This is a genomic window from Streptomyces sp. NPDC039423 (assembly GCF_055598725.1).
Window position 1 is genome coordinate 71,532 of record NZ_JBVKAH010000012.1, and the last position, 24,974, is coordinate 96,505.

Sequence of the window (24,974 nt, forward strand, 5' to 3'; positions counted from 1 at the left end):
GTCGGCCGCGCGGATCGCCGCGCTGCACTCCATCCTCGGGGATGCCCGGCGGAGCATCGGCTTGTAGGTGACCGCCGGGCCGAGGACCTGGCCCACATCTCGCCGTACCTGACCGAGCGCATCAACCGGTTCGGCGAGTCTCCACCCACGAGCTCGGCATCAAGCCCGACGCGTACGACCCGAAGCTCGACCTCGCATTCATCGCACTGCGAGAGGGTGGCCTGACCAGCGAGGGCTTCAGCCAGGCCGCCTGAACGGTACGCCTGCACCGAGCCAACCATGAGACCAAGGACGGACACGCGGCCGCGTGTCCGACGGTTCAGCCTTACGCCGGATGGGAGAGGTTGCGCTGTTCGGCGGACGCACCCCGAAGTCCGCTGGAGATCAGGAGTCCTCGGCATGCCGCTCGACGGGTGCCGCCCTTCGGTATCGGCCGCCTCCCCCTTCACGTCCGCTTCGCAGCGGTGACGCGTCCCAGCACGGCGAAGTGCCGGAACGGCCGAGCGGGCACCAGCTCGAAAGCGGCCCGCCATCCCGGACCGCGGTGGCCGCGGCGGCCGCTCCCCTCGGTGCGGTTACAGGGCGTCGGCGAGTTCCTCGATCTGTTCGGCGAGGTGGGGGTCGGGATGGAGGACGCGGCCGAGACCGAACTCTTCGACTTCGTCGACCTTCAGCCGGTCGACGGCTTCGCGAAGCGCGGCGCTGGGGAAGCGGGGCTGGGGTCCGGTGGCGGGTTCGAAGAGGGGGCTGGGGTAGTGGTCGCTGAGGTTGATGGCCTGGTGGGCCCAGTGGTCGGCGTCGCGGAGTTCGCCGTGGCTGAGGTGGAACAGGTGGAGGCAGTAGGCGGCCAGCGCGTTGCCGGCGCCGGCGGAGAACTGCCACCAGAACTGGGCGCCGGTGGGTTCGTCGGCGAGGCTCAGGACGCAGGCGAAGTGCAGGGCGCCGTCGGGGTCGATACCTTCGTCGCACAGCTTGTGCAGCCGGTCGGCGACGTCGTCGCGGTGCAGGAGCTGGGCTGCCAGGGCCTGGAGGTCCTTCATGGCCCGGTCGTGCACGGTGGGGAAGTGGCCCACCGGGGCCAGCCGGGTGCCGAACATGAGGCTGGCGGTGACGTCGCGGACGACGTCCTGCTTGAGACCGGCGATGTCCTCCTCGGTGAACGGATCGGGCTCGGCGGCGTCGGCGAGGACTTGGTTGATGCTGCGCGGCACGGTGTTACTCCTTGTCTTCGTCGGTGGCTGGGTGGTCAGACAGGCCGAGCTTGGTGGCGATGCGCTCCCTCGCCAGGCGCCGGTGGGAACGGACGGTGTCGGGCCTGATCCCCATGATGTTCGCGATCCGGGAGCAGGTGTAGCCCAGGACGTAGTGGAGTACGACGACGTCGTACTGCCGGTCGGGCAGTGAGGCTATGGCGGTGTACAGGCCGAGAGCCGAGTCCATGACTTCGAACTGGCGGCGCATCGCTTCCAGCGTGGCGCGCGCGGCCTGCTGGTAGCTGGTGGTCTGGATCGCCTCGTCCGTCGCGCCCGTCAGCCGCAGATGGGTCTCGACGCGCTGCTTGAGCAGCGCGAAGGCGTACGCCTCGGGGCTCTCCTCCTCCAGGACGACGACCCAGTTCAGCGCGAGGTGCGAGTAGACCCGTCGCACGACGGCCTTGGCGGCCTCCTTGTTGCCGAGCATGGTGTAGGCGTACCGGAGGTGGGCCCTGGCGTAGAGGTCGTAGAAGGCCTCCAGGTCGGGCTGCATGCGGTACTCGACGCCCTGGAGGTCGTTGAGTTCGTCGAGGAAGCTGGTGGGCAGCGTGAACTGCGCTTCGCCTGCCCCGTCGCTCTCGTCCGGGGACGGTGGGATGTTCATGGTCAGACCTCCTCGTCCCGCACGCCCCTCGGCAGGGCCGAGGAGCGGATGGGGGCGGAGGAGTCGTGCAGCAGATCGGCGGCACCGACCCGCACGCCGGCGCTGAGCGCACGCCGTACCAGCGTGCGTACGTCCGGGGCGAAAGCTCGCAACGCGGTGGCCACGACCACCACGTTCAGCGCGTCGTTAACGGTCACAGAGTCCTGTCCTCGTGTCCTACGGACGGCGCCCAACTCCCTTTGCCCGTAAGGGCGCCGAAGGACTTCACGTCCTCACCCGCAGACTTGCGGATCACGGGGGTCAAACGCGTACCGACCGCCAAACTTTCTTCACTGTGCGTGATCATGACAGGACACTCTGGAGTAGACCATTGCCTTATGTGCTCATATGGTTACCGTGAGGTACGGGCATCTGACCAGGCGGGACTCTGCGACCCCCTGCTCGACTCCCTGCCGAGGCGTCACCACCCAGCCGGTCGGCGGTGACCTAGATCACAGCCTCAATGTGTGAGGTGGCCCCCCTTCAGGCGCACCTCGGCCCCGGTCGTGCGCTCCCCAGCAGCACAGCACCTCCATGAAACCGCCACGCGCGGAATGCCGGAGCTGATCGACACCTGTCCGCGCTCCGGCAACACGCGCCCGAATCGGTTCACCCGTGATCGCGCCCTCGTCGCGGCCGGCCCGACGCCGAGCGGGAGGCGCTCGGCGCCCAGCGCGGGCGGATACGGAATCGGCCTCATACAGGAGGTGGCGCAGCGGGTCCTTGCCCCAGGGGAGGAGGTCGAGATGAACTTCTCCTCCGAGGGTTTCCGTCCCGCGCAGTGATCCCGCCGCTCCGGCCCGCTGTCAGCGGGCCGGAGCGTAGCCGTACCACCACGACGGCCCGTGCGGCGGCGGCACGGCGGCCCAGACCGGCGCCACAGCGACGGGTCCACCAGTTCAAGCGGCCACCGCGTGGCGGGATGCCCCGGCTGCGGGAGCCCCGTGCCCGAGTGCGGAGCCCGGTGCCCTGGCCCCACACGCTGGCAGCACCGCGCCAACGTGCACCCCGCCCAGCGCAGTAGCTGCGGGTGCCTTGTGACCTGCACCGTTTTAGGCTGGTCGTCCACCCAGGGGGGCAACCTGGGAGGTGCAGGATGCCTCGGCCTGTCTGGTCCGGCGCGATCAGCTTCGGTCTCGTGACAATTCCGATCAAGGTCCTGCCCGCGACCGAGTCGCACAACATCTCCTTCCACCAGGTGCACGAGACCGACGGCGGCCGGATCCGCTACCAGAAGGTCTGCACCCTGGACGACAAGGTGCTGAGCCAGGACGAGATCGGCCGCGGGTACGAGATCGCGAAGGACACGGTCATCCCGATCACGGACGCCGAGCTGGACGCGATGCCGCTGCCGACTGCGAAGGCGATCGAGATCGTCGCGTTCGTCCCGGCCTCCTCCATCGACCCGATCCGCATCGGCGACTCCTACTACCTCGCCGCCGACGGGCAGGTCGCCGCCAAGCCCTACAAGCTCCTCCGCTCCGCCCTGGAACGCTCCGACCGGGTGGCCATCGCGAAATTCGCCTGGCACAACCGGGAGCGCCTCGGTCTGCTCCAGGTGCTGGAGGGTGACGTGATCGCGCTGCACGCGATGCGCTGGCCGGACGAGATCCGCGACGCGGCCGCCGTCGCCCCGCCGGCCACGGACATCGACGACTCCGAGGTCGACGGAGCGGTCGCGCTGATCGACGCCATGACCACCGAGGACCTGGGCCAGTTCCGCGACGAGTACCGCACCGCGCTGGAGGAGCTTCTCCACGCGAAGGCCGAGCACCGCGAGCCGCAGCCGGTCGGCGCGGCCCCGGAGGCGGCCGGCGGGGAAGTCGTGGACCTGATGGCCGCCCTCAACGCCTCCGTCGAGCAGGCCAGGGCCTCGCGGGCCGAGAGCGGCGAGGACGCCACCGTCCACGAGATGCCCCAGCCGAAGAAGAAGACCGCGGCGAAGAAGACGACCGCCAAGAAGACCACCGCGACGAAGGCCCCGGCGCGCAAGCCCCGCAAGGCCGGCTGACCCCGCCGACAGGGGTCTGGCCGTGGGGTGTGCCGGTGCCCGCCCCGCGAGGGGCATCGGGAAGCGGGCACCAGGCGACGGTGCGGCCGCCGAGGATCCCGTCCTGTCATCCCGAACCACCAGGGCCGCACCCTCTGGCTACGCGCCGGGCCGCGGCCGCGCGAGCGGGAGGGGGCGTCCGGCCGTCGTGAATCGCTCGTCCGGGTGGCGCGGCCGGTGGGCGGCGAACCGATTCCCCCGCCGGGTCCGTCGGTGAGGGCATGGACATCGACGAGGAGCACATCGCCGAGCCGGGGCTGGTGGTCCTGGACGTCACCGCCGCGGACGAGGAGAGCGTCGAGGCGGTGATGGAGGGCCTCCAGCGGCTGTGGGCGACCTCCGGCGTTACACCGGTGTGGCGGGTCCCGGGCGAGGCGGGGGTGCGGGCCCGGGTGTACGCCGACATCCGCCGCCCACTCGGAGCATGACCGGCCGCACGCCGGGACAGGGCGGCGCGGATCCTTGCGGCCACCGGCGGCCGGCGGTACTCGTTCCGGTCGTCTTCGCCCGTTCACCCCCCGGCCGGGCAGCAGAGGCGGGCATCGTCGGCGACGGGAGCCGGCGCGTGTCCGGCCCCGGGGGAGGTGTGCGGTGGGATGGAGCGTGGAGCCGTTCGGGTCGTGCCACGAGGGCATCACCGGGGCGGTCCTGGCCGACGGCAGCGAGCCCAAACCCGTCTACCTGGACTGCGGCAGCGGCGCCGGAACGGGCTGGTGGACCAGCGAATGGTGGGCCTACGCCGGCCAGGGCCTCGACACCTCCCACGCCTACGGCGACTGGAGGGCGCACATCGACACCGTCGAGCGGCAGACAGTCCCCCTGCCCGAGGAACTCGCCGAGACAATCACGCAGCTGGACGAGCAGCTGTACCGGTTCGCCGGGCAGGCGCCCCTCGCCGTCCTCAAGGCCGTGAGCACGCTCGAAGGCTTGGTCCGCGATGTCGCCCACCAGGCCGCGCACGCGGTCGAGGCCGATGACCTGTCACCCGAGACGATCGGCACCGCCCTGGGCATCAGCCCGGACAAAGCCAGCTTCCGCATGACCGGCTACCTCTACCACCGCTGAATCCAGCCGCACGGCGGCGCGGCGGCGGGTTCCTTCAGGCGTCGGCCGCGTTGATGCGGGGGGCGGACGCCGGATCAAGGCCCCCTCGTAGGCTCGACGGTGTCCGGAGGGCTTAGATGGGCGCTCAGCCGTTCACTGGGACGTCGAACATGGGCGATCCGCCCGTGTCCAGCCGTCGTTTGGGGCATGGACATTGGCGAGCAGCACATCGGCGAGCCGGGGCTGGTGGTCCTGGACGTCACCGCGGCCGACGAGGAGACGGTCGCGGCAGTGATGGAGGGTCTTCAGCGGCTGTGGGCGACCTCCGGCGTCACCCCGGTGTGGCGGGTCCCGGGCGAGGCGGGAGTGCGGGCCCGGGTGTACGCCGACATCCGCCGCCACCCCGTACCACGACGCCTGACACGACCCGAAGCTCAACGCCCGCCGCCGCCCGACCGGGCGACCGCAGCCCGCGCGGGGCGGGAGGTCCTCTACCCGTCGATCAGGCCGAGCTCGGTGTCCGGCCGGCACACCGCACACGCTTCGACGCCCTCCACCAGGGCGCGCCGGGCGGTCAGGTCGTCCACGCCTGGTCCCTTCTTCGCCAGGGCGCAGTCGCCGAGGTGTACCCGGACGACGGTGCGGGCGGCGTCCAGGCCGCGCTGGAGCCGGTAGGCGGGCGGGGGCGGTGGGGCGGTGCGCTGCTGGGTCTCGCGGCGCCGGGCTTCGGCCGCGCGCGCTTGGCGGACGTACATCAGCTGCACGGTCAGGTACGTCTCGATGTCGGCCAGCCGCTCGTCGTCCGGCGGATACGGGGGCGGCAGCGGGTCGGACACAGTCTCGGTCCTGTCGGGATCGTCGTACGAAGGGGTAGTGGTCAGGCGGCTTCGGCGACGTCCAAGGCCGCCGCCGCGGCGGCTCGGGTGGCCTGCTTCAGCTCCGAGCGGGCCATGGCGACCTTCTCCCTCTCGACCTGCTGCCAGAAGGGGTGGCCGCTGACCTCCACGGACAGCTTCAGGCACCGCGTGCGGAGCCGGTCGACGGCCGCCTTCTCCTCCTCGGTCCAGCCCGGGCTCGCCTCGCGGCCGCCGGTCACCTCACCGGTGTGCGGGTGCTCCGTGCCCGGCCAGCCGGGCAGCGGTTCCACACTCCATGGCAGCCGCTCACACAGCGCGGCCAGCTCGGCGGTGGCCTGGTGAAGGCGGGTCTGCGCGGCACGCAGGTCATCGGGGAACGCGGTCTCAGCCATGGCCAGAATCATACGCCTGTTCGATTATCTGGGACACGCCCCGGCCCTCCGCCGGTCACCCGACAGGCGCCGAGTCGGTACCCGCACCCGGCCACCCACGGCCCGTGGCCCGTACCGGGAGCTGCCCGCCCCGGCCACCCGCCGAAGCCCCTGACCGCCAGATGGACCTCGCCGGGTACCGCGTCTACCGGCGGCTGAGCAACACCCCGTGGGCGCAGGTCAGCGGTAGCTCGCTGCTCACCACCCCCTCCTTCGTCGACGCGCCGCCCGCGACCGGCCAGACCTTCCTCCGGCGCCAGGCAGGCCGACGGCACGGTTAAGTGGCTCGGCCCCGACCACTGCTGGGAGGGTGTGAGCAGCCCGCTCGCGATCGTCTGCGGCAACTTGCCGGACGGCGAGACACGCGTGTACGCGGTGATCGCGAAGGACCACTGGGGCAACGGGCTGCACCCGAGCGACCCTAAGATCACCGCCGTCGAGGCCACCGAGCTCGACGTCCGGCCCTCCGTGACGGTCACCCGGGACTGGAACCTCGGCAGCCTCAGCCACAACCCGACGGCCACCCGCCCGTCCGGCGACTGGCAGTGCACCGACACGACCCGGTGCGGCGCCGTCACCGGCTACCGCGTGAATCGGTGGAACCCCGCGACCAAGGCGTACGACCCCCAGCACGACGGCCTGCTCCCGGCCGACGCCCGAACGTGGACGGACCTCACGGCAACGAAAGGGAACACGTACTTCTACACACTGGACGCCGTGACGGCCGACGGCGCCGTGGTGGGGACGTACCCCTGGTACACGATCTTCCAGGACCGCGTCTAAAGCCCCGCCTGACTGAGCGCCCCAGCGGCCGCCTCCTCTACGGAGGCGGCCGTTTCCACACCCCTGGCACGGCGGCCTTCGGCGAGTACGGCCCGCTGTTCGTCCACTGGGCCCTCGTCCACCGCGGCGCGGCCTGGCTCGACGCCGCCCTGATGGTCCCTGACCCATAGGTGCGAGGCCCGGCCGAGTCGGCCGGGCTGGGCGGGGCGGGCAGCCTGCCAGCACGAGAGCGTCGAGGAGGGCGGAGGCGAACTGGTGCGAGGGAAAGCGCTGCCCCGAGAGATACCGGGACACCATCGCGGGGCTGAAGGCGTACTTCTTGGCGAAGGCCCTCTGGGACACATCCGTACGTTCCAATAGCGCGTTCAGGTTCTGGACGTAAAGCTGCTCGGCCGGACTGGCCACCGGGTCCTGCTGCGCGGACATGCATCCCCCTCGGCACACGGCGCCTCGGTATGCCATCAATGCCCACGCACTCGGCCGCCCAGCCGTCCCCGCCACAAGGATCCCTCCCCACCAGGGGGCAGGGCGTCGGGCAGACGGTCCGGCGCCCCGCCCGCCCCGCGTCACGCGGGGGAACGGGACCTGCCGGGACGCGCGCCGTGCCCGCCCGCTACCCCCGCGTGTCCACCACCGAGCGCAGCTTGCCGCTCCTCGGGCTGCGGTCTAGTGCCGCGCCGTCCACCGCCTCGACCGACAGGTCGAGCAGCCGCTCCTCCACGGCCGTGCGCAGCTCCGGGTAGCCGCTCAGCAGGACCGCCCGCAGCCCTTCGGGATCGGGCGCGCAGGACCGCTCCACGCGGACGGTGAGCCGTTCGCGCGCGTCCTGCCCGGCGAGCACGATCTGCAGTTCGCCCTGGTAGCCGCCTTCTTCCCCGGCGAGGGTCACGAAGCGCCTGTGGTCGAGGAAGTACGTGGCGACCCGCATCACGTCACCCAGCCGCCCGCGCAGCTCGAAGCGAGGGGCGTGGCTGCCGCAGGGGCAGCGTCCGGGAACGGCGCGGCCGAGGTCGCCGATGACGTACCGGCCCAGGTCCTGGCCGCGCCGGGCATGGGTGCTGAAGACCAGGCGGCCCGTCTCGCCGGGCGGCACCGGCCGGTCCGAGTCAAGCGCCAGGATCTCCATGGTGTGCAGGTCGGCGTGGAGGTGGTGCACGCCGCCTGTGCTCTCCGTGCACTGGTAGCCGAGCGGGCCGAGATCGGTGCTGCCGTACGTCAGCGAACGGACGACGTCGACGCCGAAGGTCTCCCGCAGCGTGCGCCGCTGCGCGTCGGTGAAGTGCTCGCCGCCGTAGAAGATCTTGCGGATGCCGCCGTAGGAGCGCAGCGCGTCCGCCTGGTCGTGCAGCAGCTGCCACAGGTACGACGGCATCCCGAAGAGCGTGTCCGCCCGGTGGGCGATCAGCGCCTCGGCCGTCGCCCGGTGGTCGGGGCCCGCCGCTAGCGGCAGCTGGACGCCGCCGAGCCGCTCCAGGATGGAGAAGAAGCTGATGAAACTGCCGTACATGCCGCCGCAGTAGAAAAGGTTCGCCGTCCGGTCGCGCACCGGGTCGTAACCCGCGGCGAGCAGACCGCGGGCGGCGGCGTGCATCTGCGTGTCGTAGTCGTCGTAGCTGAACAGCGACAGGGCGGGCAGGCCCGTGGTGCCGCCGCTGCGGAAGTACAGCTCGGCGTCCTCCCGCGAGACGTGACGCCCGCGTTCCTGCGCCTCCTCCTTGCCGACCAGGGGCCCCGAGGGCGGCGGGAGGACGACGGGCCTGGCCAGGTCGTCCAGGCAGGCGGTGTTGGCGAACCGCTCGTCGGCCCGCACCGCCACGCGGCGGCTGTAGCGCTGCAGGGCGTACACCCCGTCGTGCGGTTCACCCGAGTAGCTCGCGTGCATGGAGCCGAGGGGCGTGACGCGTGTGACCCCGGCGGCCAGTGCGAGACGGGAGAGCTCGGCGACATCACCGCGACCGCCCGCCAGACCCATGGTTTGCAGGTACCGGCGCATCGGTCGCAGCGTGCCGATCAGCCGCTTGCGCGGCAGTGGCTTGACCCACACGCTGCGGTGCAGCGGCGAGGCGGTGAGGGCGGGCCGGGTGTCGGCCATGACCCGCCACGAGCCGTCCGGCGCGGCGAACACGCGGGTCAGCCCGAGGTGCTCCTCCAGCCGGGCGAGCAGCTCCGTGGTGCTCAGTTCCGCCTCCTCGGCGAGGTCCGGAGCATGATCGGCCGGGGCCGGCTCCCGCGCCGCCAGCACCGCGGCGAAACGCTCCGCGAACGCGAACAGCTCCGCGTCGTCCTCCGTGTCGAGGTAGACCACCTGCGGACTGGCGCACGCCTGCTGCTCGTACAGGCAGACGTCGTCCGCCAGCGACTCGAGCGTGCCGGCATCGCTCCAGGCTTCCCGCGTGAGGTAGGCGAAGGAGATGCGGTGCCCCCACTCCACCAGCCGGCAGCCCGGAGGCACATGGGCCGCAACGCCCTCCACCGCGCTCTCGCCGCCCCAGACGGCGACCGCGTCGGCCGGCGCGCACATCAGACGCAGCCACTCCTGCCGCGCGGACGGGAAGCGCAGCACGATGACACGGGCGGCCACGGCGCCGCTCGGGTCCAGCGCGGCCAGCTCGGCCAGCAGGTGCTGGGCGAGCAGCGTGTCACCGCCGCTGGTCTTCAGGACATTGACGTTCCCGGCGAGCAGGCCCTCGACGACACCGAGCGGTGCGACGGTCGCGGCGTTGCCCGGCACGATGTGCGCGACCAGTCCGACGGGCGCCCACGCCTCGTACACCGTTTCCCGCGCGTCGGGACGGTTCAGCCGGTGCGGCGCGGCACCGCCGAGCTCACGGCGGAGCTTGCGCGTCAGCTCCCGCCGGCTGAGGGCGCCGGCGATCTCGGCGAGCACCGCCGCACCCTCACCCTCGGGCAGATGGGGCGCGAGCCGGGCGTGCACCGGGTGCACCGGGTCCGCGAGGGCGGTGGCCAGGGCGTCGCACGCGCCGAGCAGGGCCTCCGTCTCCAGCGGCGTGCCGAGCGCGTCCTCGACCGTCCCCGCGAGGTCCGCCAGCCGTCGCCCGGCCTCCTCGTCGTCGATGAAAGCGCCCTGCCAGCAGTGGTGTGCGTCGGCGCGGTGCGGCTGCACGGTCGTCATGACATCCCCTTCATCAGTTCGGCGGCGGCCACCGCACAGCTCCGGTTGCGGCTCACTCCGGCGCGGCCGTGCACGGTGAACCAGTCGGTGGTCAGCTCGCACCCGCACGCCGCCCCGGGCTGCGCCGAGGCGAGGTCGCCCATGACGACGCTCTGGGCCGGTACGGAGGTGATGTAGGGCGACACGAGGTGCAGGTAGCCCGTCTCCCCGTACGGCAGCGGCTCGAGCGTCCGCGTGGAACGGATGGTCACCCGTGACCAGACCGGTGCGTGCAGGCGGTGGTGGTTGCACTCGATGTACGGGATGCAGTGCTCGACGGAGCCGAACGTGTCGCGGATCCGTTCCCCCGGGATGCCCAGCTGCTCGCTGACGCGGGCGTACAGCTCCACCTTGCCGATGCGCCGGTCCGCATGGCCCTTCCAGCCGCCGCCCAGCACCACGAGCGAACCCTCGGGCAGCCGCAGCGGCGGCAGGCCCATGGCCCGCATCCGCTCCATGGTGAAGAAGAGGAAGGCGGGGAAGCCGAGGATGCGGACCGGCGCGCCGTCCCGCTCGAAGCGCTGCAGCGCCGCCACGCACCCGAAGGGGTCGAACTCGTGCTCCTTGCCGGTGTTGCGCAGCGCGTACGCGACCGAGCGGGCGGGCGCGAAGTCGCAGAGGTAGTTGTCGGTGAAGGCGGTGCCGAGATTGAGGGCGGGCGCCGGCTCGTAGCTGTACAGGAGGTAGTTGACCTCCTGGTCCGGGGTGATCCACCCGTTGCGCTCGAAGATCCGCGCCACCATGCGCTGCGCCGCGCGGATGGTCCACCGGTCGAAGAACATCTGCGACTTCTGGCCGGTGGTGCCCGAGGACGTCAGGTGCAGGTCCACGCGGTCGCGCGGGATGGACAGCACCTCGTGGCGCTTGAAGAAAGCGGCGTGCACCAGCGGCGTCCGGTACGGCAGCGCCGGTGGTGTCGCCTCGTACAACGAGCGGAAGAACGGCGACCGTTCGGCGTGCCAGGCGTTGATCTCCGCCATGGCCGCGGCGAACAGCCCGTCCTCGGCGGGACCGTGGGCGTAGGGGTCGGCCAGGTCGCACAGTTGCTGCACGTGCGGCAGGAGGGCCGGGTCGGGGACCTCGACTGGGGCGAGATGAGGGTTCATGAGGCAACCTCGAAAGGGGGCAGGTGGGCCGATGCCCAGGCCGACAGGTAGCAGTCCAGGTACGGCTGGAGCGGCGGCTCGACGACGACGTCACGGAAGTCGATCCGCTCCGTGGAACGGGACAGCACGGCGTAGTCGTGGAAGCCGTCCCCCTCCCGCCGCATCGCCGGGTACAGCGCACCGGCCACGAACCCCTGGGCGAGGAAGGCCGAGAGCGCGTCGTGGTGCGCCAGCGGCACCAGCGCCTCGACGTACCCGGCGCCGGCCCTGGTCAGGGTCCGGGTGACGGGTTCCAGGTACGCGGCCGCGGCGGCCGGATCGGGATGGGCGGCGACGAGCGAGCAGTAGCGGCCGGTGCGGTTGAGGTAGGCGTACACCTCGAATCGCCCGTCCTCCGGCGTGAGCAGTACGTTGGGCGTGTGCAGCGGGTAGAACCAGCGCTCCGCGTCCGGGAACCGCTCGCGGAAGCGCCGGCGCACGAAGGCGGGCGCCTCGATCGTCTCCAGCTGCTCGGTCGAACCGCCCCCGGTCGCACGGGCTGGGGCCACCGCGCGCGTGCCAGCAAAACGCATGCCCAGCGAGCGCTCGACGGTCCGCAGGAGCGGGAGCAGCGGCGCGGGCACCTCGCGCACTGGATGGCGGCGCTCCAGCACACCCGGGCGGTGACGCGCGTAGAGCGCGAGGCTCTCACGGTTGCTCAGATCCACCGCGTTGGGCAGGACGCCGAGCGGGCGGAAGCCGTTGCGCGCGACGACGCGCTGCGGGCCGGGGCTGACGGTGCGCACCGTGGCGTACACCGAGTCCAGCCGTCCCGCCGCCAGCGTCCCGGCGCACAGCCTTTCGGTGAGGCGGGCGGCCAGGCCCCCGGACCGGTGGTCGGGGTGCACGGCGAGCCCTTCCAGCCGGCCGACCCGCCCGCCCGGTTCCCCGCGGACGGCGGCCGACGCGGCCAGCGCGCCGGTGTCCGGGCAGCGGGCGACGAGCCACAGCGTGTGCGGGTCCTCGATGAGCCGGGCCATCGCCACCGGGTCGGTGCCCAGGGCGACGGGGTAGTGGGGCCCGTAGACGGCGTAGTACAGCTGGCGCAGTTCGGCGATGTCGGCGCCGTGCGCGGGTGCGATCACCGCGTTCACCGTCCGCCTCCCGACGGCGAGCCCGGGCGGTCCGCGCGGTGGCCGCTCATGTCGTCGGCCTCTCGTCGAGCACGCGGACGAGCTTGCCCGTACGCGCGTTGACGGCGAGGTCACGGTGGCGCGCCCACTCGACGGCGAGCGGGTGCACGAAGCCGGCGCGGACGCTGTCCGGGTACAGCGGCCGGGCCTTCTCCAACCGTGCCGTGATCGTCCCGGTGAGCTCCTCCAGGCCGGCCGGGTCGTCGTCGCCCGGGGCGGTGGCCAAGCGCAGGACCAGCCCGTCCCGGCCGTCCCAGCGGCGTACGACCAACTGCATGCCGATGACGCGGCCGGTGGTGTCCGCGTCGGCCACGGCGTCCTGCGCGTCGCGCGCGTAGAGGGACACGGGCCCCACCCGTACGCCCTCCTCGGCGCGGCCGAGGATGCGGAAGTGGCCGGCTTCGGTGTCGGTCCACTCGGCGCGGTCGCCGGCCGGGTAGCGGATGACGGGCATGAGGCGGCGGAAGAGGCTGGTCACGACGACCCGCCCGGGACGCCCCGGTTCGGTGACGGGCTCGTCCGTCGCGTCGTCGAGGATCTCGACGACCGAGTACGGTGCGAACGCCCGGTGCACCCGGGGGTCAGGGCCCGGCACGGGGCGCCCGAGCAGGCCGGCGTCGACGCTGGCGTAACCGACGGACCGCGCGGCGGCGTTCGGGAACGCGCTGGCCAGCAGCCGCCGCTGGTCGGCGAAGAGCGCCTCGCCGCCGAAGAGCACCAGCTCCACGTCGTCCAGCCGCAGACCGGCCGCGATCAGGTGCTCGGCCAGCCGGCACAGGGTGGTCGGCGTGCCCGCCACGACCTGGGCCGCGAAGTCCCGCAGCGTGGAGACCGTCGACTCCAGGGGTGCCGCGCCGCCGATCGGCAGACGGACGTTGTCGACGGGGCAGTGGGCGAGCGCATCCAGGACGAACAGGAAGCTGGCGTAGAGCTCACCGGCGTAGAACAGGTCCGCGACCCGGTGCCCCGGGCGCAGTCCTGCGTCCACGAGCCCGTGACCGAAGGCGGTCACGAAGGTGCGCCACTCGTCACGGGTGTAGACGGAGAACTTGGGTGCGCCAGTCGTCCCGCCGGTCTGGTAGACGGTCGCCTCGCTGAGCGGACCGGTCAGTACACGGTTGCCGTGGCGGGTGTTGGCCGCCCAGAACGCCTCCTGGTCGACGACCGGCAGGTCGGTGAGGCGATGGGCGTCCGGCGGAAGGGAGGCGTAGAGCTCCCGGTAGAAGGGCGAGTTGTGACGGGCGAAACGTATGAGGTCCGATAGCTGATGGGCGGACATGCGGCCTTTGCCTAGGTGAAGGTGTCTGGGTGGGAGTCACCGCGGCGGGGCAAGCCCACGAACTCGCCGCCGGCGGGATCGAGCGTTGTGCGGGGGAGACTCCGGATCCCCCGCTCCCGTGGCGCGCCGACATCTGACGCGCAGTCATGATGATGAATCATTCGTCGGCTCATCGCAAAATTGACAGCAATTATTTCGCTTTGGGTGGCTGAAACAAGAGTTGTTACGGAATCAACCATTCCGATCATTCTTCTGCCGATTCGGGAACGCGTGCCGCGCCCCCGTGCTTGAGGCGACCTGCGCGGCACCGGCCCCGTCCGCCCGGGCCGCGGTCCACGAGGTGCCACCGTCGCCGGGCTGAGGGATGCGCGGCTCGGCCGGGCAGGTGGATCATCGTGTTTGATGCTGGGCCGACGTGACCCGTCAGAGGCGGAAGCCGACGATGCGTGCGGTGCAGGGGGCGATACGGATCATGGATTACGGCGTGAGGGAGCCGGCTCGGCTCGGACGGACCCGGCTGCCGGACGGCAGGCACATGGGCTGGGCGGAGTGGGGGCCGGCCGACGGCACTCCCGTATTGCTGTGCCCGGGGGCGGCGACCAGCAGGTGGCTCGGTTTCGGCGGCGATGCCGTCGATACATTCGGGGTCCGGCTCGTCAGCGTGGACCGGCCCGGCCTGGGAGCCTCCGACCCGGCCCCCGGCCGCACCCTGTCCAGCTGGGCCACCGACCTGCGGCACATCATCCAGGACCAGGCCCTCCACGCGCCGTCGGTGGTGGGGTTCTCGCAGGGGGCTCCGTTTGCCCTCGCCCTGGCGGCAGACGGCCTGGTGAAAGCCGTCGCCGTGGTGTCGGGCAGCGACGAACTCGCCCATCCTCGCTTCACCCACTCACTGACCCCGCAGGTGAAAGCCATGGTGGACACCGTCGCGGCCGACCCCCACGCCGCTACGGCCTCCTTCGCAGACTTCGGCAGCGCCGACGCACTGTGGGATCTGATCATCACGACGAGCCCCGAGGCCGACCGCGCGGTCTACACCGACCCGGCCTTCCGGCAAGCCTTCCGGCACGCGATGGACGAGGCCTTCAGCCAGGGCCCGGCGGGCCACGCCCGCGACACCGCTCTCGCCATGGCCCGCTGGCCGTTCGACCTCGCCGGCACCACCGTCCCGATCGACCTCTGGTACGGGCAGCACGACACCAGCCCGGTCCACTCTCCCGACCTCGGCGCATCGCTGGCGGGAACGCTCCCGACGGCAACCCGGCATCTGCTCCCCGACGCAGCGGGATCCCTGCTCTGGACACACACGGAAGCCGTCCTGCGCACCCTGCTCGACCACGCGCGCTGACGGCGGCGTACTCGAGCAGCCGGGGCGTACGTCGCCTACGAGCCCGGCCCGGCTCCTGCTGGGCGGACTGCTGGCCCGCGCACTCGGGTTGTCATGGCCCTTCCCCGTCGCCGGCGCTCTCGTCGTCGCTCTCGGGCCGATCCTGTTCCGCTGGCTCAGCAACGACCGCATCGAGGTGACGCTCCGCACCCAGCAGGCGACCGAGGAGACGAAGAAATAGGCGGCAGTCGCCGCCGCAGGAGACCAGCGACACCGAAGTGCCGTGTGTGGCGCTCTCGTCAGCGGCGCTGCGCGGTGCTGCTGGTCCGGTGGAAGGGATCCGCTCGACCGGATCGCCCGACGCCGATGCTGTGACCGAGTGGCGGTGGCATGACACCGCCACTCGATCACAGCGGCCGGTGGCCGCGCTTCACCGCAGGGGCATCTTCAACGGGCGCGAGGTGATCCGAAGGGAACGCCTCGGCCCGGGAGCTCCTTGACCAGCTGGGCCAGGTACTCCCTTGCGCGCAGGCCATCGCCGGCCAGCGCCGCTGCCTGCCCGGCCCACAGGTTCACGTACTCCGGCCTCCCCTGGGCTGCGGCTGCCCGGCGGATGGGCTGCATCAGCGCGTTCTGGACGGGGTAGGGCGGCACGGCGTCCTCGTACGCCGCCATGTCGCGGACGAACCGGTTGGGTATGCCGCGGGCGGTGCGGCCCGAGAAGAGCCGGGTGAGGACGGTCGTACGGGCCGCTGGGGTCCCGAGCCGACGCCTGTGGACGTCACTTGCGCCGGACTCCCGGGTGGCGAGGAATGCGGTACCGATCTGCACGGCGTCGGCGCCGAGGGCGAGGGCGGCCCGGATGCCGCGGCCGTCGGCAATGCCGCCCGCCGCGATGACGGGCGCGGTCACGGCGTCGGCGATCTGCGGCACCAGCGAGAAGGTGCCGACCAGCGACTCCCGTACGGGCGCGAGGAACGCCCCGCGGTGCCCGCCCGCGTCGCTGCCCGAGGCCACGATCGCATCGAGGCCCGCGTCATCGAGGGCGACGGCCTCGTCCACTGTCGTCGCCGTACCGATCAGGGCGATGCCTCGGCGGCGCGCCCCGTCGACGACACGGCGAGGCGGGATACCCATGACGAAGCTGATGACGGGCGGCGCGGCGGCGAGGAGCGCGTCGACCTGGTCGTCGAAGTTAGGCAGGGCCTCGAGGGCCTCGTAGGCAGGGGCGGCGGCGCCGAGTTGGTCGTAGTAGGGGCGGAGCCGCTCGGTGTGGGCGGTGAGTTCCGTTCGGTCCGGCAGCGCGGAGCGCTCGCCCTCCAGCGGCACCCAGAGGTTCACGGCGAACGGCCGGCTCGTTGCGGCCTTCAGCTCGGTGACGAGCCCTGTGATCGCCTCGGGCGTGAGGATGTGCGCGCCGTAGGAGCCGAGGCCACCGCCCTCGCTGACCGCGGCGGCGAGGGCGACGGAGGAGAGTCCGCCGCCGAAGGGGCCCTGGATGATGGGGTGGTCGATGCCCAGCAGACTGCCGAGCCGGCCCGGGCTGTGTGTGAGGGTCACGCGGTCACCGCCGGGGCGGCGGCCTCGCGGCCGCGGGCGAACTGGAGAGCGGTGCGGGCGACGCGGGCGCCGAGGTGGTGGGCGGTGCGCAGGTCCGAGTCCGTGGGGGCCTGGTCGGGGCCCAGGTCGGAGGCGGACTGAGCCATGGCGCCGACGAAGCCGCCGAGACGGTTGAGGTCGTCCGGGCTGCCAGTGGAGGTGTAGGCCCAGCCGGGGAGCAGGCCGAGCGAGACCCAGGTCATGCCGTGCTGTGCGGCGAGGACGGCCAAGGAGAGCAGGGCGTTGTCCTTGTTGCCGTTGATGCCGGCGGAGTTCGTGAAGCCGGCCGCGAGCTTGCCCTGCCAGCCCTGCTCGGCCCATACCTTGCCGCTGGCCTCGGCAAAACGCTGGAAGACGGCGGAGGTTGACCCCATGTAGGTGGGCGAGCCGAAGATGATCGCGTCAGCGTCCTCGAGAGCCGCCCAGAGGCTGTCGTCCAGAGCGGCGACGTCCCGCAGATCGGCGCGCACGCCGGGGACCGTATCCACGCCAGCCGCGACGGCGGCGGCCTGGCGCCGCGTGTGGCCGTAGCCGCTGTGATGGGCGATGACGACGGAAAGTGGTGCGGACATGGGTGTCCCTTCGTCTTCTGTGGTCCGGTGCGGATCAACACGGCTGACACTAGGCGACCGGTCAACTATTTCCCAGCCCGTCGGTCAAATAGTTGACCGGCCGTATACTCGGTCCATGGGACGCACCAGCACCGCACGCGACCGCCTCATCGACGCCACCGGGGCGCTGATGCGGACCCGTGGATACAGCAGCCTCGGTGTCGCCGAGATCTGCGCCAAGGCAGAGGTGAAGAAAGGCAGCTTCTACCACTTCTTCGAGTCCAAGCAGGCGTTGACGGTCGAGGCCGTCAACGCCTACTGGAACGCCGAGCGCACCTGCTGGACCACCGAGCTGGCCGCCACCGGCCCCGCCCTCGACCGCCTGCGGCGACTCCTGAACACCATGGCGCAGCTGCAGCGTCGGATGAAGGAGACCTCGGGAACGGTCGACGGCTGCCTCCTCGGCAACCTCGCACTGGAGCTCTCCACGCAGGAGCCCGCCGTGCGGGCCTGTCTGGAAGAAATCTTCGACGAACAGATCGCACTCGTCGCCGCCACCCTCGGCGCCGCCGCCGATGAGGGAACCGTCCCCCGCGAGCGAGCGACAGAGGCCACCGCGCGGGCCGTGGTCGCCCACATCGAAGGACTGGTCATGTTCGCCAAGCTCAAGAACGACCCCAGTGTCCTCGACGACCTGTGGCCGCACACACTGCTGCTGCTCGGAGCCGCGGGCTAGGGTTTGTCGTCAAATGATCTTCGGTCGGGATCATGGTCGGGTGATACGCCACCATGAACTGTCCGATGCCGAGTGGGCGTTCGTGCAGCCACTGCTGCCCCGGCCCGAGCGGGGCCGCAGACGGCTGGACGACCGGACGGTCCTCAACGGGATCGTGTGGAAGTTTCGGACCGGCTCGGCCTGGCGGGACGTGCCCGAGCGGTACGGCTCCTGGGCCGCGCTGCGCACCCGCTTCCGCCGGTGGGCCAAGGACGGCACCTTCGAGCGGATGCTCAGGGCCGCCCAGGCCAAGGCCGACGCGGCCGGGAACATCGAGTGGCTGGTGTCGGTCGACTCCACGATCGTTCGGGCCCACCAGCACGCGGCGGGAGCGCGAAAAGGGGGCTTCGCAACCCAGGACTCGGCCGGTCCAGAGGCTTCAACCGCCTCAAGCAGTGGCGCGGCATCGCCACCCGCTACGACAAGACCGCCGAGCCGTCGCCCTCGCATCGCTGCTGATGTGGGTGTGACATTTGACGACAACCCCTAGGGTGGAGCGGTGTCCAGCGCCGATGCCCCGCCGCCGATCACGGTGCTTCTGCCCGACGGCCAGGAGATCAACGGCGTGCTCCATGAGCGGCCAGCAGAGGCCCGACACCTGGGTGCACCTGGTGGGGATCTTGGTCTGGAACATCAGCGAGCCCGGACACCTTGAGGCGGCCGAGTACCGGTCGTGGGCATTCACACCGTTCCGAAGTCGTGATCCGCATTCCAAGGATCGACCTCGTGAGCCGCAGGCTCACCCAAGAATCCACCCTGAACTGGCGGTATGCCTTACTCCAGAGGCTTCAGTGGAGCGGGTGCGAGCGCTGACGCTGATCAGGCGGGGCGAAGCTCAGCCCATTCTCGTCGAGAGCATTGAAAACGGTCACCCGACTCGTCTCGAAGACGAAGCTGACGTCGACGTTTCCCTGAGCCAGATCCCTGCCTGTCCACTCGAGCAGTTCGACCCCGTTGAGAGACAGGCCCCGCACAGCCTGAAGTCCGGGAAGAGACTCGGAACGCCACTGCAGGTCGAAGCCGGGCCACCGGACAGGGCCACTGGGGTCAATCGTGTTCCACGTGAGGGAAAGATCATCGAACTTGTGATGATTGATTTCGACCTGCTCGCCCTCGAAGTCGAACAAGACCGGGCAGTCACAGAACCACTTGTCGTCCTGACGGTCCCAGACCATCCAGACTCTCGTCAGAGTCCGGCCGGCAAGACCACGCAGGCGATGCGCATGCTCCCGCACGACCTCACTCCGGCGGTTCAACCACAACGGCTGGTAGCCCTCGATTCCAAAATCGAACATCGCGTCATCTTGTCAGAGCTGCCTCACGTCAGCTCCGCCTCGCCCGCTGCCAGCCGCTCGACGGCGGCCCGGGCGCTCCGGCGGTCCCAGCCCAGCGCAAGGCCCGCCGCGAGTACGAGAACCGCGTCAGCACCCCACACCGAGCCCGTGATCGTTCTCACCGGGATTTCCTGTACCCGACTACTCACACCCGATGAGGGCAAGCCGTACGGGCCCCGTCGCGGTCGGCGTCCACCCAGTGGCGGAAGTTGCTGCGGGTGTAGCCGTCGCGGGACTCGGCGGCGCGCGGCAGAAAGGCGATGGCCTGGCCAGCGGCACGGTCACGGCCACGCGGGGTGCGGGGGCCGGCGCGGCTGGGGCGGTGGTGGGGAGGGCCGTCTGGGACAGGACGGTGAGCGCGGCCGCCGTGGCGGTGCGAAAAGAGGAGTGATCACGCAGCTTGGTGTACCGGCTCCGGCTGTACGCCGGGTGGCTCTTGGCGGGCGTATCACTCGCGCGGGCCGGGAGGTTCACCGGATGAACGTTCCGGCGGCCCGGCCGGTCGTGCTGCGGTCCCTCCGCCGGGTGCTCGCGACTTCACGTGTCGTCGGGGTGGCGGCGTACGTCGGCGTACACCCGGGCCCTGACCCCGGCCTCGCCGGGCACCCGCCACACCGCGGTCACCCCCGATGTCGACCACAGCTGCTGGAGAGCCTTCATCACCAACCGCACCATCTCCTCGTCGGCACCGGTGACGTCCAGAACCGCGAGACCCGGCTCGGCGATGTCCAAGCCCCAACCGACGGCCGACACGGGTCCGATTCGGCGCCGACCGCCGGTACCACCCGGACGAGCGACGCCCCGCCGCCAAAGGGCGAGCCCGCAGTCGCACCACTGCGAGCGGAAAGGTAGGCAGAAGGTGCGGTTCGTGGCCCCATACGACAGGACGGGGGCCACGAGCCGCGTAGCTCTTAGAACTCCTAACGAAATGATCTTTGATGGGCCGGTTCCAGGTGTTGGAGTGTTGTCGGGCAGCATGGGGTGATGAACTCGGATGAGCCGGTGCCTCGGGAGTTGAAGGTTCTCGATACGGCCTCGCTGGTCAGGCTTGAGGAGCGGGCATCTGGGCTCCGCCTCAACCAGCGATTGGACCCGGCATGGGTGCAGGCGAATGCAGCGTCCGATGGGACCCACTACCTGTGGCCAGCCCCTGTGGAACAGCCTGCCCCATCGCCCCGGCATCCCGCGCCAGTTGCGGTGCGAACTGCTCATCACGCTTCATGGGGGAGACCGCGTGATGAACTTGCTGGACGTCCTGCCTGATGACTTCGCCCCTCTGCCGAGAGTGATCTCCCGGGACGAGGGTATGGAGGTCGGCCGACTCCTAGACAGCTCCCCGAGCGTCAGGGAATGGCTACTAGGCAGGAGTGTCCCGGGCCAGCCGTGAGAGGCGGCGCCAGCAGATGAGTGCACATCCCAGGCTCAGGAAGGCTTCGTGGATGTCGTCACGTATCTCCCAGCGGATGCGCAGGCGACGGAACCAGTGCAGGTGGGCGAAGGCGCGTTCCACGACCCAGCGCTGAGTGCCGAGTCCGGAGCCGTGCTCGGTGCCCCGGCGGGCGATGAGCGGTTTCACTCCGAGGTCCCAGACCAGGCGGCGGTACTTGTCGTGGTCGTAGCCGCGGTCGGCCAGCACCACATCGGGGCGCCGCCGGGGCCGGCCTCGCTTGCCCCGGACCGGTGGCACTGCCTGGAGGAGCGGGATCAGATGGGTGACGTCATTGCGGTTGCCGCCGGTCAGGGTGACGGCGAGCGGGATGCCGGTCGCGTCCGTGATCAGGTGATGCTTGCTGCCCGTCCTGCCCCGGTCGACAGGGCTTCGTCCCGTCTTGGATCCCCCTTTAGCGCCCGGATGTGGGAGCCGTCCACGGCCGCCCGGGAGAAGTCCAGGGCGTTCGCGCTGCGGAGCTTCGCCAGGAGGACCTCGTGGAGCCGGGCCCACACACCGGCTTCGGTCCACTGCGCCAGACGGCGCCAGCACGTCATGCCCGAGCCGAAGCCGAGTTCCTGCGGCAGGTGTTCCCAGCTGATCCCGGTGTGCAGGACGAACAGGATGCCTTGGAACACCAGCCGGTCCGGATGCCGCTTGCGCCCAGGATTCCGGATGCGGCGCTCGACCTTGGGCAGCAGCGGCTCGATCACCGCCCACAGCTCGTCGTCGACCTCCCACGGCTTCGGTCGCGCCATCCTGCACCCCCGGATCATCGGTCCCGGAGAGATCCAACCACCTCGAAGATCATTTCGTTAGGAGTTCTTAGAGGAAGCGCAGGGCTGGTCAATGAGCATGCGGGCATGGTGGCTGTCACCGCCGATGGCATCGCCGCCTTTCGCGCGGGTGCCACAACCGAGATTTCCGATGCAAGTGCGTGCTGGCCTAGCCCGGGCCCTCCAGGTCGATGAGGCCCTCTTCCGGGACGATGCCGAGGTCGACCCGGCGGCCCGCATTTTCCTGGAGGCACCCCGCTTCCTCGGCTCGATCCCCGAGGGCAGATTCTCGGCCTGTCTGCCCGCGGCAAAGCAGCGACGGTCCGCCGAGATGATGGCCCACAGTAACGAGCTCGTCGGAGAGCTGAAGCACAAGGTGCCGGAGGTGCGGGACGGGGAGTAGTGCCCCCCGGGGGGACGTTCTTCGCTCTGCCGGCTTGGCGCCGGATACGGATCGTTGACCGCGCGCGGACCAGCTGCCTGACCCCTACTGGGAGCATCGCCGTAGTCCCTTCACTGTTCCCGGTCCCGGCGCTACGAATGCTCAGCTCCGACATCGAGACGGATCGGACCGCCGAGCGGCCGGCCCCGGGGCTTTAAGAAACAGCGGGCCCATACAGGTCCGAACTCCGCGGACAGGGGCAAGCCGGGTTCCATGGTGCACGTCCGCACACGGGCTGCGCCTTGTCGTCGAGGTCTCAGCCGCCAACATCCGGAAAGCTTCTTGATCGGCCAGGAGGGTGTCAGATGGGCTCAGGGGGGAGAGCGCCAGTGACGGCTCGTCGCTCACGACTTTTGGGGATAGGTTGGAAATGAATGCTCCCGAAGGGGGCTCCACGACTCGGCGAGGGGCGTGGCCGGTGTCACGAGCAGGCGCGGTAAGGGAAGCAGAAGCCTAGGCTGCACTCCGGCTGCTGGGCCCAGGCGGGGAGCCTGTTTTCCACATCCCACTAATGCGTGGGGGCGAGCGATGGTACCGACTGATGAGCAGCTTGGCGTGGTATTCGTCCATGGTTTCGGGTCAAACCCCGCCGTGTGGGACGAGTTCGTGGAACTGATGTCGGACGACCCCGATCTTGGGTTCGTCGCCCCGTTGCGCTTCGAGTACGCAACATCGCTGGTGTCTTTCCATCCCCTTCGCCGAAACCCGACCTTTGAGACCGTCGCCGACAGTCTCAAAGAATTCCTGGAGACGGAGGGCGGAGGCTTTGAGGATCTGGTGTTGGTATCCCACAGTCAGGGCGGGCTGGTCGTTCAGCGCTATCTAGCGCGAATGCTCGGTGAGGGACGTGGGGAAGATCTGAGCCGCATCCGTCTGATTGTCATGTTCGCCTGCCCACACACCGGCTCAGATCTTGGCCGGGCCCTGCGCCGGGGGCTGCCCTTCAATCCTCAGGAACAGCAACTGCGCCCGTTCAGTGAGCCAGTGGCTGACGCTCAGCGCATTGTGATCAGCAAGATCGTTCACGCCACGACGATCACTGGGTCCACGTGCCCGATCCCGATCAAGGTCTATGCCGCTGAGGAGGACGACATCGTCACGGCCGCCTCGGCGCGTGGCTACTTTGACGACGTGGGTGCCCTCCCCGGGGACCACCACTCGATCGTGCACCCCGACTCATCGCAGCACCGTTCCTACACCGCCCTGAAAAGGCACCTGGTCAAGGCGTTCAATGACAGACCAATAGAGACTCCTAGATCGGTCACGGCGGCGACGCTGGAAGTCCATACCGCGGTTTCGCCCGGCACACCGGCCGCCTCCTCACTCCTCACGCCTTACGTTCTGCGCGATCACGATGCCGATCTGCGCCGAGTCCTTGCTCCGGCGCTGGACAGCGGTCCGTCAGTCTTGGCAGTACTGACCGGCGAATCCTCCACCGGCAAGACTCGCGCCCTGTACGAGGCCCTCCTTGCTCTTGCCCCTGACCGTCGGCTCCTGCGCCCGGGCACCGCGGAGGACGTTGTCGCCCTCATCGAGCAGGGCCAGATCAAGGCAGGAACAGTGCTGTGGCTCAACGAAGCTCAGCGATGCCTGTACGGAGAGGCTGGCGAGCGGGCAGCCGCAGCGCTGCGGGACCACCTGGGGCGGAAGCCCGGTGTGGCGGCGGTGGCGACGCTATGGGCTGAGCCGTACTGGCGCGAACTCACAGCCGAAGGGGTATCCGGGGATCCGCACGGCCAGGCCAGGGCCCTGCTGACGGGACCGATCGCCCGGCGCATCCCTGTTCCGGCTGAGTTGTCGGAGCGCGACAGTGATCGCTGGCTCGACCCCGCCCGGATGGACGACCGGCTGGCCCACGCGTTGAAGGCCGGAGCGGGTGACGGACGAGTGGTTCAACAGCTCAGCGGTGGCCCCCAACTGCTGGACGCCTACCTGCAGGGGCCCGGAGCGGCCTTCACCCACGCCGAGCACGCGCTGATCAACGCTGCACTGGACGCCCGCCGCTTCGGCTACCACTCTCCTCTGCCCGCCGCCCTTCTCTCTGAAGCCGCCGACGGATCCCTCGCCCCTCGCCACCGCAGTGCCGACCCCGACTGGGCGGAGCAAGCCTTGCACGCCCTGAGTAGTAGAAACCGCCCCGACGGCACCCTTCGCCACAGCCTGCCCCCACTCACGGCCCTACGCTCCCGCTCCGGCGCCCCCGCCCGATATGAGCCTGCCGACTATCTCGACCAGCAAGCCCGCGCCCTGCGCGCCGACCAGCTCGGTACCCCCGCTCTGTGGGAGGCGCTCACCACACACACCACCGACCCTGACGACCTCGGCTTTTTGTCTCACAACGCTTGGCGCCTTGGCCTACGCAAACAGGCCGTTCAAATCGGACGCAGAGCCGTCCTTGCGGGTGACGTGCGGACGCCGAGCGAGATGATTGACCACCTTCAAGGCCCCCTCGATCCTCACCACCATGCCGCCCAGTGGGCTGCCTCCCATACCCAGCTCAGCCATCCGTTCGGAGTCGCCCAGCTACTCGACAGGCTGCGGAAAGCGGGGGCAGACCAAGCAGTGACGACGCTGTTGAACCGGAACCCAGCCGCCCACGCCAACCTCAACACGGGAAGCGGCGTCGCCCGGCTGCTGGAGTCGCTGCGGGAAGCGGGGGCAGACCAGGCAGTGACGACGCTGTTGAACCGGAACCCAGCCGCCCACGCCAACCTCAGCACGCGAGTCGGCGTCGCCCGGCTGCTGGAGTCGTTGCGGGCGGTTGGTGCGGACCGGGAACTGGCGTTGCTGTTGGACCGCGATCCGGCTGCTCACGCCGATCTCAGCAGTTCGTACGGCGTCGTCACGCTGCTGAAGGCCCTGCGGGAGGCCGGCGCGGACCAGGCCGTCAACACCCTGGGCCAGCGAGCTGCCACTCATGCCGAGCTCAGCGATCCCTCCGGCGTCGCCAA

At 70.5% G+C, this 24,974-nt stretch carries 26 protein-coding genes and 1 pseudogene; 12 read left to right on the forward strand and 15 right to left on the reverse strand.

The features are described 5' to 3' along the window. Window positions 1-575: 575 nt before the first annotated feature. From ACZ7LK_RS29150 to ACZ7LK_RS29160, 3 genes are read right to left on the reverse strand one after another with little or no spacing between them, the layout of a single operon-like run. Entirely contained in the window at window positions 576-1,211 is a 636-nt protein-coding gene (locus ACZ7LK_RS29150) for a hypothetical protein (protein WP_471144212.1), read from the reverse strand. A gap of 4 nt (window positions 1,212-1,215) precedes the next feature. After that, window positions 1,216-1,857 carry an RNA polymerase sigma factor gene (locus tag ACZ7LK_RS29155; RefSeq protein ID WP_471144214.1) on the reverse strand — a complete coding sequence of 214 codons (642 nt, stop codon included), beginning with the start codon at window positions 1,855-1,857 and terminating at the stop codon, window positions 1,216-1,218. A gap of 2 nt (window positions 1,858-1,859) precedes the next feature. Then, window positions 1,860-2,054 carry a hypothetical protein gene (locus tag ACZ7LK_RS29160; RefSeq protein WP_471144215.1) on the reverse strand — a complete coding sequence of 65 codons (195 nt, stop codon included), beginning with the start codon at window positions 2,052-2,054 and terminating at the stop codon, window positions 1,860-1,862. A gap of 938 nt (window positions 2,055-2,992) precedes the next feature. Between ACZ7LK_RS29160 and ku the strand changes: the two genes are divergently transcribed. The 4 genes and pseudogenes from ku to ACZ7LK_RS29180 all read left to right on the forward strand — a co-directional run. Beyond that, the gene (ku, locus tag ACZ7LK_RS29165; protein WP_471144217.1) at window positions 2,993-3,907 is read left to right on the forward strand and encodes a non-homologous end joining protein Ku; all 915 of its coding nucleotides are present in this window, start codon (window positions 2,993-2,995) and stop codon (window positions 3,905-3,907) included. Between the two features lie 260 nt (window positions 3,908-4,167). After that, window positions 4,168-4,374 (forward strand): DUF6207 family protein, encoded by a 207-nt coding sequence (locus ACZ7LK_RS29170; protein ID WP_471144218.1) that lies wholly within the window; start codon window positions 4,168-4,170, stop codon window positions 4,372-4,374. Window positions 4,375-4,537: 163 nt separating this feature from the next. After that, window positions 4,538-5,011: a hypothetical protein gene (locus ACZ7LK_RS29175; RefSeq protein ID WP_471144220.1), complete on the forward strand. Its 474-nt coding sequence runs from the start codon at window positions 4,538-4,540 to the stop codon at window positions 5,009-5,011. Between the two features lie 186 nt (window positions 5,012-5,197). Next, a pseudogene (locus ACZ7LK_RS29180) lies at window positions 5,198-5,380 on the forward strand (DUF6207 family protein); the annotation flags it as partial. A 101-nt stretch (window positions 5,381-5,481) separates the two neighbouring features. Here the strand turns inward: ACZ7LK_RS29180 and ACZ7LK_RS29185 are convergent. Next, the gene (locus ACZ7LK_RS29185) at window positions 5,482-5,826 is read right to left on the reverse strand and encodes a DUF6233 domain-containing protein (RefSeq protein WP_471144222.1); all 345 of its coding nucleotides are present in this window, start codon (window positions 5,824-5,826) and stop codon (window positions 5,482-5,484) included. Window positions 5,827-5,867: 41 nt separating this feature from the next. After that, on the reverse strand, window positions 5,868-6,239 hold the full coding sequence (locus ACZ7LK_RS29190) for a hypothetical protein (RefSeq protein WP_471144223.1): 372 nt from the start codon (window positions 6,237-6,239) through the stop codon (window positions 5,868-5,870). Window positions 6,240-6,343: 104 nt separating this feature from the next. On the opposite strand from ACZ7LK_RS29190, the gene ACZ7LK_RS29195 reads away from it, so the two are divergent. Further along, window positions 6,344-6,559, forward strand: a complete 216-nt coding sequence (locus ACZ7LK_RS29195) for a hypothetical protein (RefSeq protein ID WP_471144224.1) — start codon at window positions 6,344-6,346, stop codon at window positions 6,557-6,559. A gap of 31 nt (window positions 6,560-6,590) precedes the next feature. Next, window positions 6,591-7,061: a hypothetical protein gene (locus ACZ7LK_RS29200; protein WP_471144225.1), complete on the forward strand. Its 471-nt coding sequence runs from the start codon at window positions 6,591-6,593 to the stop codon at window positions 7,059-7,061. Window positions 7,062-7,674: 613 nt separating this feature from the next. Here ACZ7LK_RS29200 and ACZ7LK_RS29205 read toward each other — a convergent pair. From ACZ7LK_RS29205 to ACZ7LK_RS29220, 4 genes are read right to left on the reverse strand one after another with little or no spacing between them, the layout of a single operon-like run. After that, the gene (locus ACZ7LK_RS29205; RefSeq protein WP_471144226.1) at window positions 7,675-10,194 is read right to left on the reverse strand and encodes an acyl-CoA reductase; all 2,520 of its coding nucleotides are present in this window, start codon (window positions 10,192-10,194) and stop codon (window positions 7,675-7,677) included. Continuing rightward, complete coding sequence (locus ACZ7LK_RS29210) at window positions 10,191-11,339, reverse strand: LuxE/PaaK family acyltransferase (RefSeq protein WP_469464528.1); 1,149 nt, start codon at window positions 11,337-11,339, stop codon at window positions 10,191-10,193. Before ACZ7LK_RS29210 ends, ACZ7LK_RS29205 begins: the two co-directional genes overlap by 4 nt. Then, the gene (locus tag ACZ7LK_RS29215; protein ID WP_471144228.1) at window positions 11,336-12,472 is read right to left on the reverse strand and encodes a GNAT family N-acetyltransferase; all 1,137 of its coding nucleotides are present in this window, start codon (window positions 12,470-12,472) and stop codon (window positions 11,336-11,338) included. Before ACZ7LK_RS29215 ends, ACZ7LK_RS29210 begins: the two co-directional genes overlap by 4 nt. Before the next feature lie 46 nt (window positions 12,473-12,518). Further along, complete coding sequence (locus ACZ7LK_RS29220; protein WP_471144229.1) at window positions 12,519-13,790, reverse strand: phenylacetate--CoA ligase family protein; 1,272 nt, start codon at window positions 13,788-13,790, stop codon at window positions 12,519-12,521. 484 nt (window positions 13,791-14,274) lie between these two features. Here ACZ7LK_RS29220 and ACZ7LK_RS29225 point away from each other — a divergent pair, with 484 nt between their 5' ends. Further along, window positions 14,275-15,138 carry an alpha/beta fold hydrolase gene (locus ACZ7LK_RS29225; protein ID WP_471144230.1) on the forward strand — a complete coding sequence of 288 codons (864 nt, stop codon included), beginning with the start codon at window positions 14,275-14,277 and terminating at the stop codon, window positions 15,136-15,138. Between the two features lie 88 nt (window positions 15,139-15,226). Next, the gene (locus ACZ7LK_RS29230) at window positions 15,227-15,358 is read left to right on the forward strand and encodes a hypothetical protein (protein ID WP_471144232.1); all 132 of its coding nucleotides are present in this window, start codon (window positions 15,227-15,229) and stop codon (window positions 15,356-15,358) included. 206 nt (window positions 15,359-15,564) lie between these two features. On the opposite strand, the gene ACZ7LK_RS29235 is transcribed toward ACZ7LK_RS29230, so the two are convergent. Together ACZ7LK_RS29235 and ACZ7LK_RS29240 are read right to left on the reverse strand one after the other, a co-directional pair. Continuing rightward, complete coding sequence (locus ACZ7LK_RS29235; protein WP_469464534.1) at window positions 15,565-16,677, reverse strand: NAD(P)H-dependent flavin oxidoreductase; 1,113 nt, start codon at window positions 16,675-16,677, stop codon at window positions 15,565-15,567. Continuing rightward, window positions 16,674-17,288 (reverse strand): flavodoxin family protein, encoded by a 615-nt coding sequence (locus ACZ7LK_RS29240; RefSeq protein ID WP_469464535.1) that lies wholly within the window; start codon window positions 17,286-17,288, stop codon window positions 16,674-16,676. The genes ACZ7LK_RS29235 and ACZ7LK_RS29240 overlap by 4 nt, the downstream gene beginning before the upstream one ends. A 115-nt stretch (window positions 17,289-17,403) precedes the next feature. Here ACZ7LK_RS29240 and ACZ7LK_RS29245 point away from each other — a divergent pair, with 115 nt between their 5' ends. Then, on the forward strand, window positions 17,404-18,003 hold the full coding sequence (locus ACZ7LK_RS29245; protein WP_471144234.1) for a TetR/AcrR family transcriptional regulator: 600 nt from the start codon (window positions 17,404-17,406) through the stop codon (window positions 18,001-18,003). 40 nt (window positions 18,004-18,043) lie between these two features. After that, the gene (locus tag ACZ7LK_RS29250) at window positions 18,044-18,532 is read left to right on the forward strand and encodes an IS5 family transposase (RefSeq protein ID WP_471144236.1); all 489 of its coding nucleotides are present in this window, start codon (window positions 18,044-18,046) and stop codon (window positions 18,530-18,532) included. Between the two features lie 298 nt (window positions 18,533-18,830). Here ACZ7LK_RS29250 and ACZ7LK_RS29255 read toward each other — a convergent pair whose 3' ends face one another. The 4 genes from ACZ7LK_RS29255 to ACZ7LK_RS29270 all read right to left on the reverse strand — a co-directional run bounded on the left by ACZ7LK_RS29255 (window position 18,831) and on the right by ACZ7LK_RS29270 (window position 21,563). Continuing rightward, a complete protein-coding gene (locus ACZ7LK_RS29255; RefSeq protein ID WP_471144237.1) occupies window positions 18,831-19,337 on the reverse strand; it encodes a hypothetical protein in 507 nt (168 codons plus the stop codon). A 23-nt stretch (window positions 19,338-19,360) separates the two neighbouring features. After that, complete coding sequence (locus ACZ7LK_RS29260) at window positions 19,361-19,498, reverse strand: hypothetical protein (protein ID WP_471144238.1); 138 nt, start codon at window positions 19,496-19,498, stop codon at window positions 19,361-19,363. Between the two features lie 415 nt (window positions 19,499-19,913). Further along, window positions 19,914-20,129, reverse strand: coding sequence for a DUF6207 family protein (locus tag ACZ7LK_RS29265; protein WP_471144240.1), 216 nt, complete (start codon window positions 20,127-20,129; stop codon window positions 19,914-19,916). 604 nt (window positions 20,130-20,733) lie between these two features. Continuing rightward, window positions 20,734-21,563 (reverse strand): IS5 family transposase gene (locus ACZ7LK_RS29270; protein WP_471144242.1). Its coding sequence is split into 2 segments (ribosomal slippage): window positions 20,734-21,221 and window positions 21,221-21,563, totalling 831 coding nucleotides; the frame shifts between segments, so codons are not numbered across the junction. Window positions 21,564-21,738: 175 nt separating this feature from the next. Between ACZ7LK_RS29270 and ACZ7LK_RS29275 the strand changes: the two genes are divergently transcribed. Both ACZ7LK_RS29275 and ACZ7LK_RS29280 read left to right on the forward strand, forming a co-directional pair. Beyond that, window positions 21,739-21,984 (forward strand): hypothetical protein, encoded by a 246-nt coding sequence (locus ACZ7LK_RS29275; protein ID WP_471144243.1) that lies wholly within the window; start codon window positions 21,739-21,741, stop codon window positions 21,982-21,984. Window positions 21,985-22,638: 654 nt separating this feature from the next. Then, a partial coding sequence (locus ACZ7LK_RS29280; protein ID WP_471144397.1) for a lipase family protein occupies window positions 22,639-24,974 on the forward strand: 2,336 nt, incomplete at its 3' end.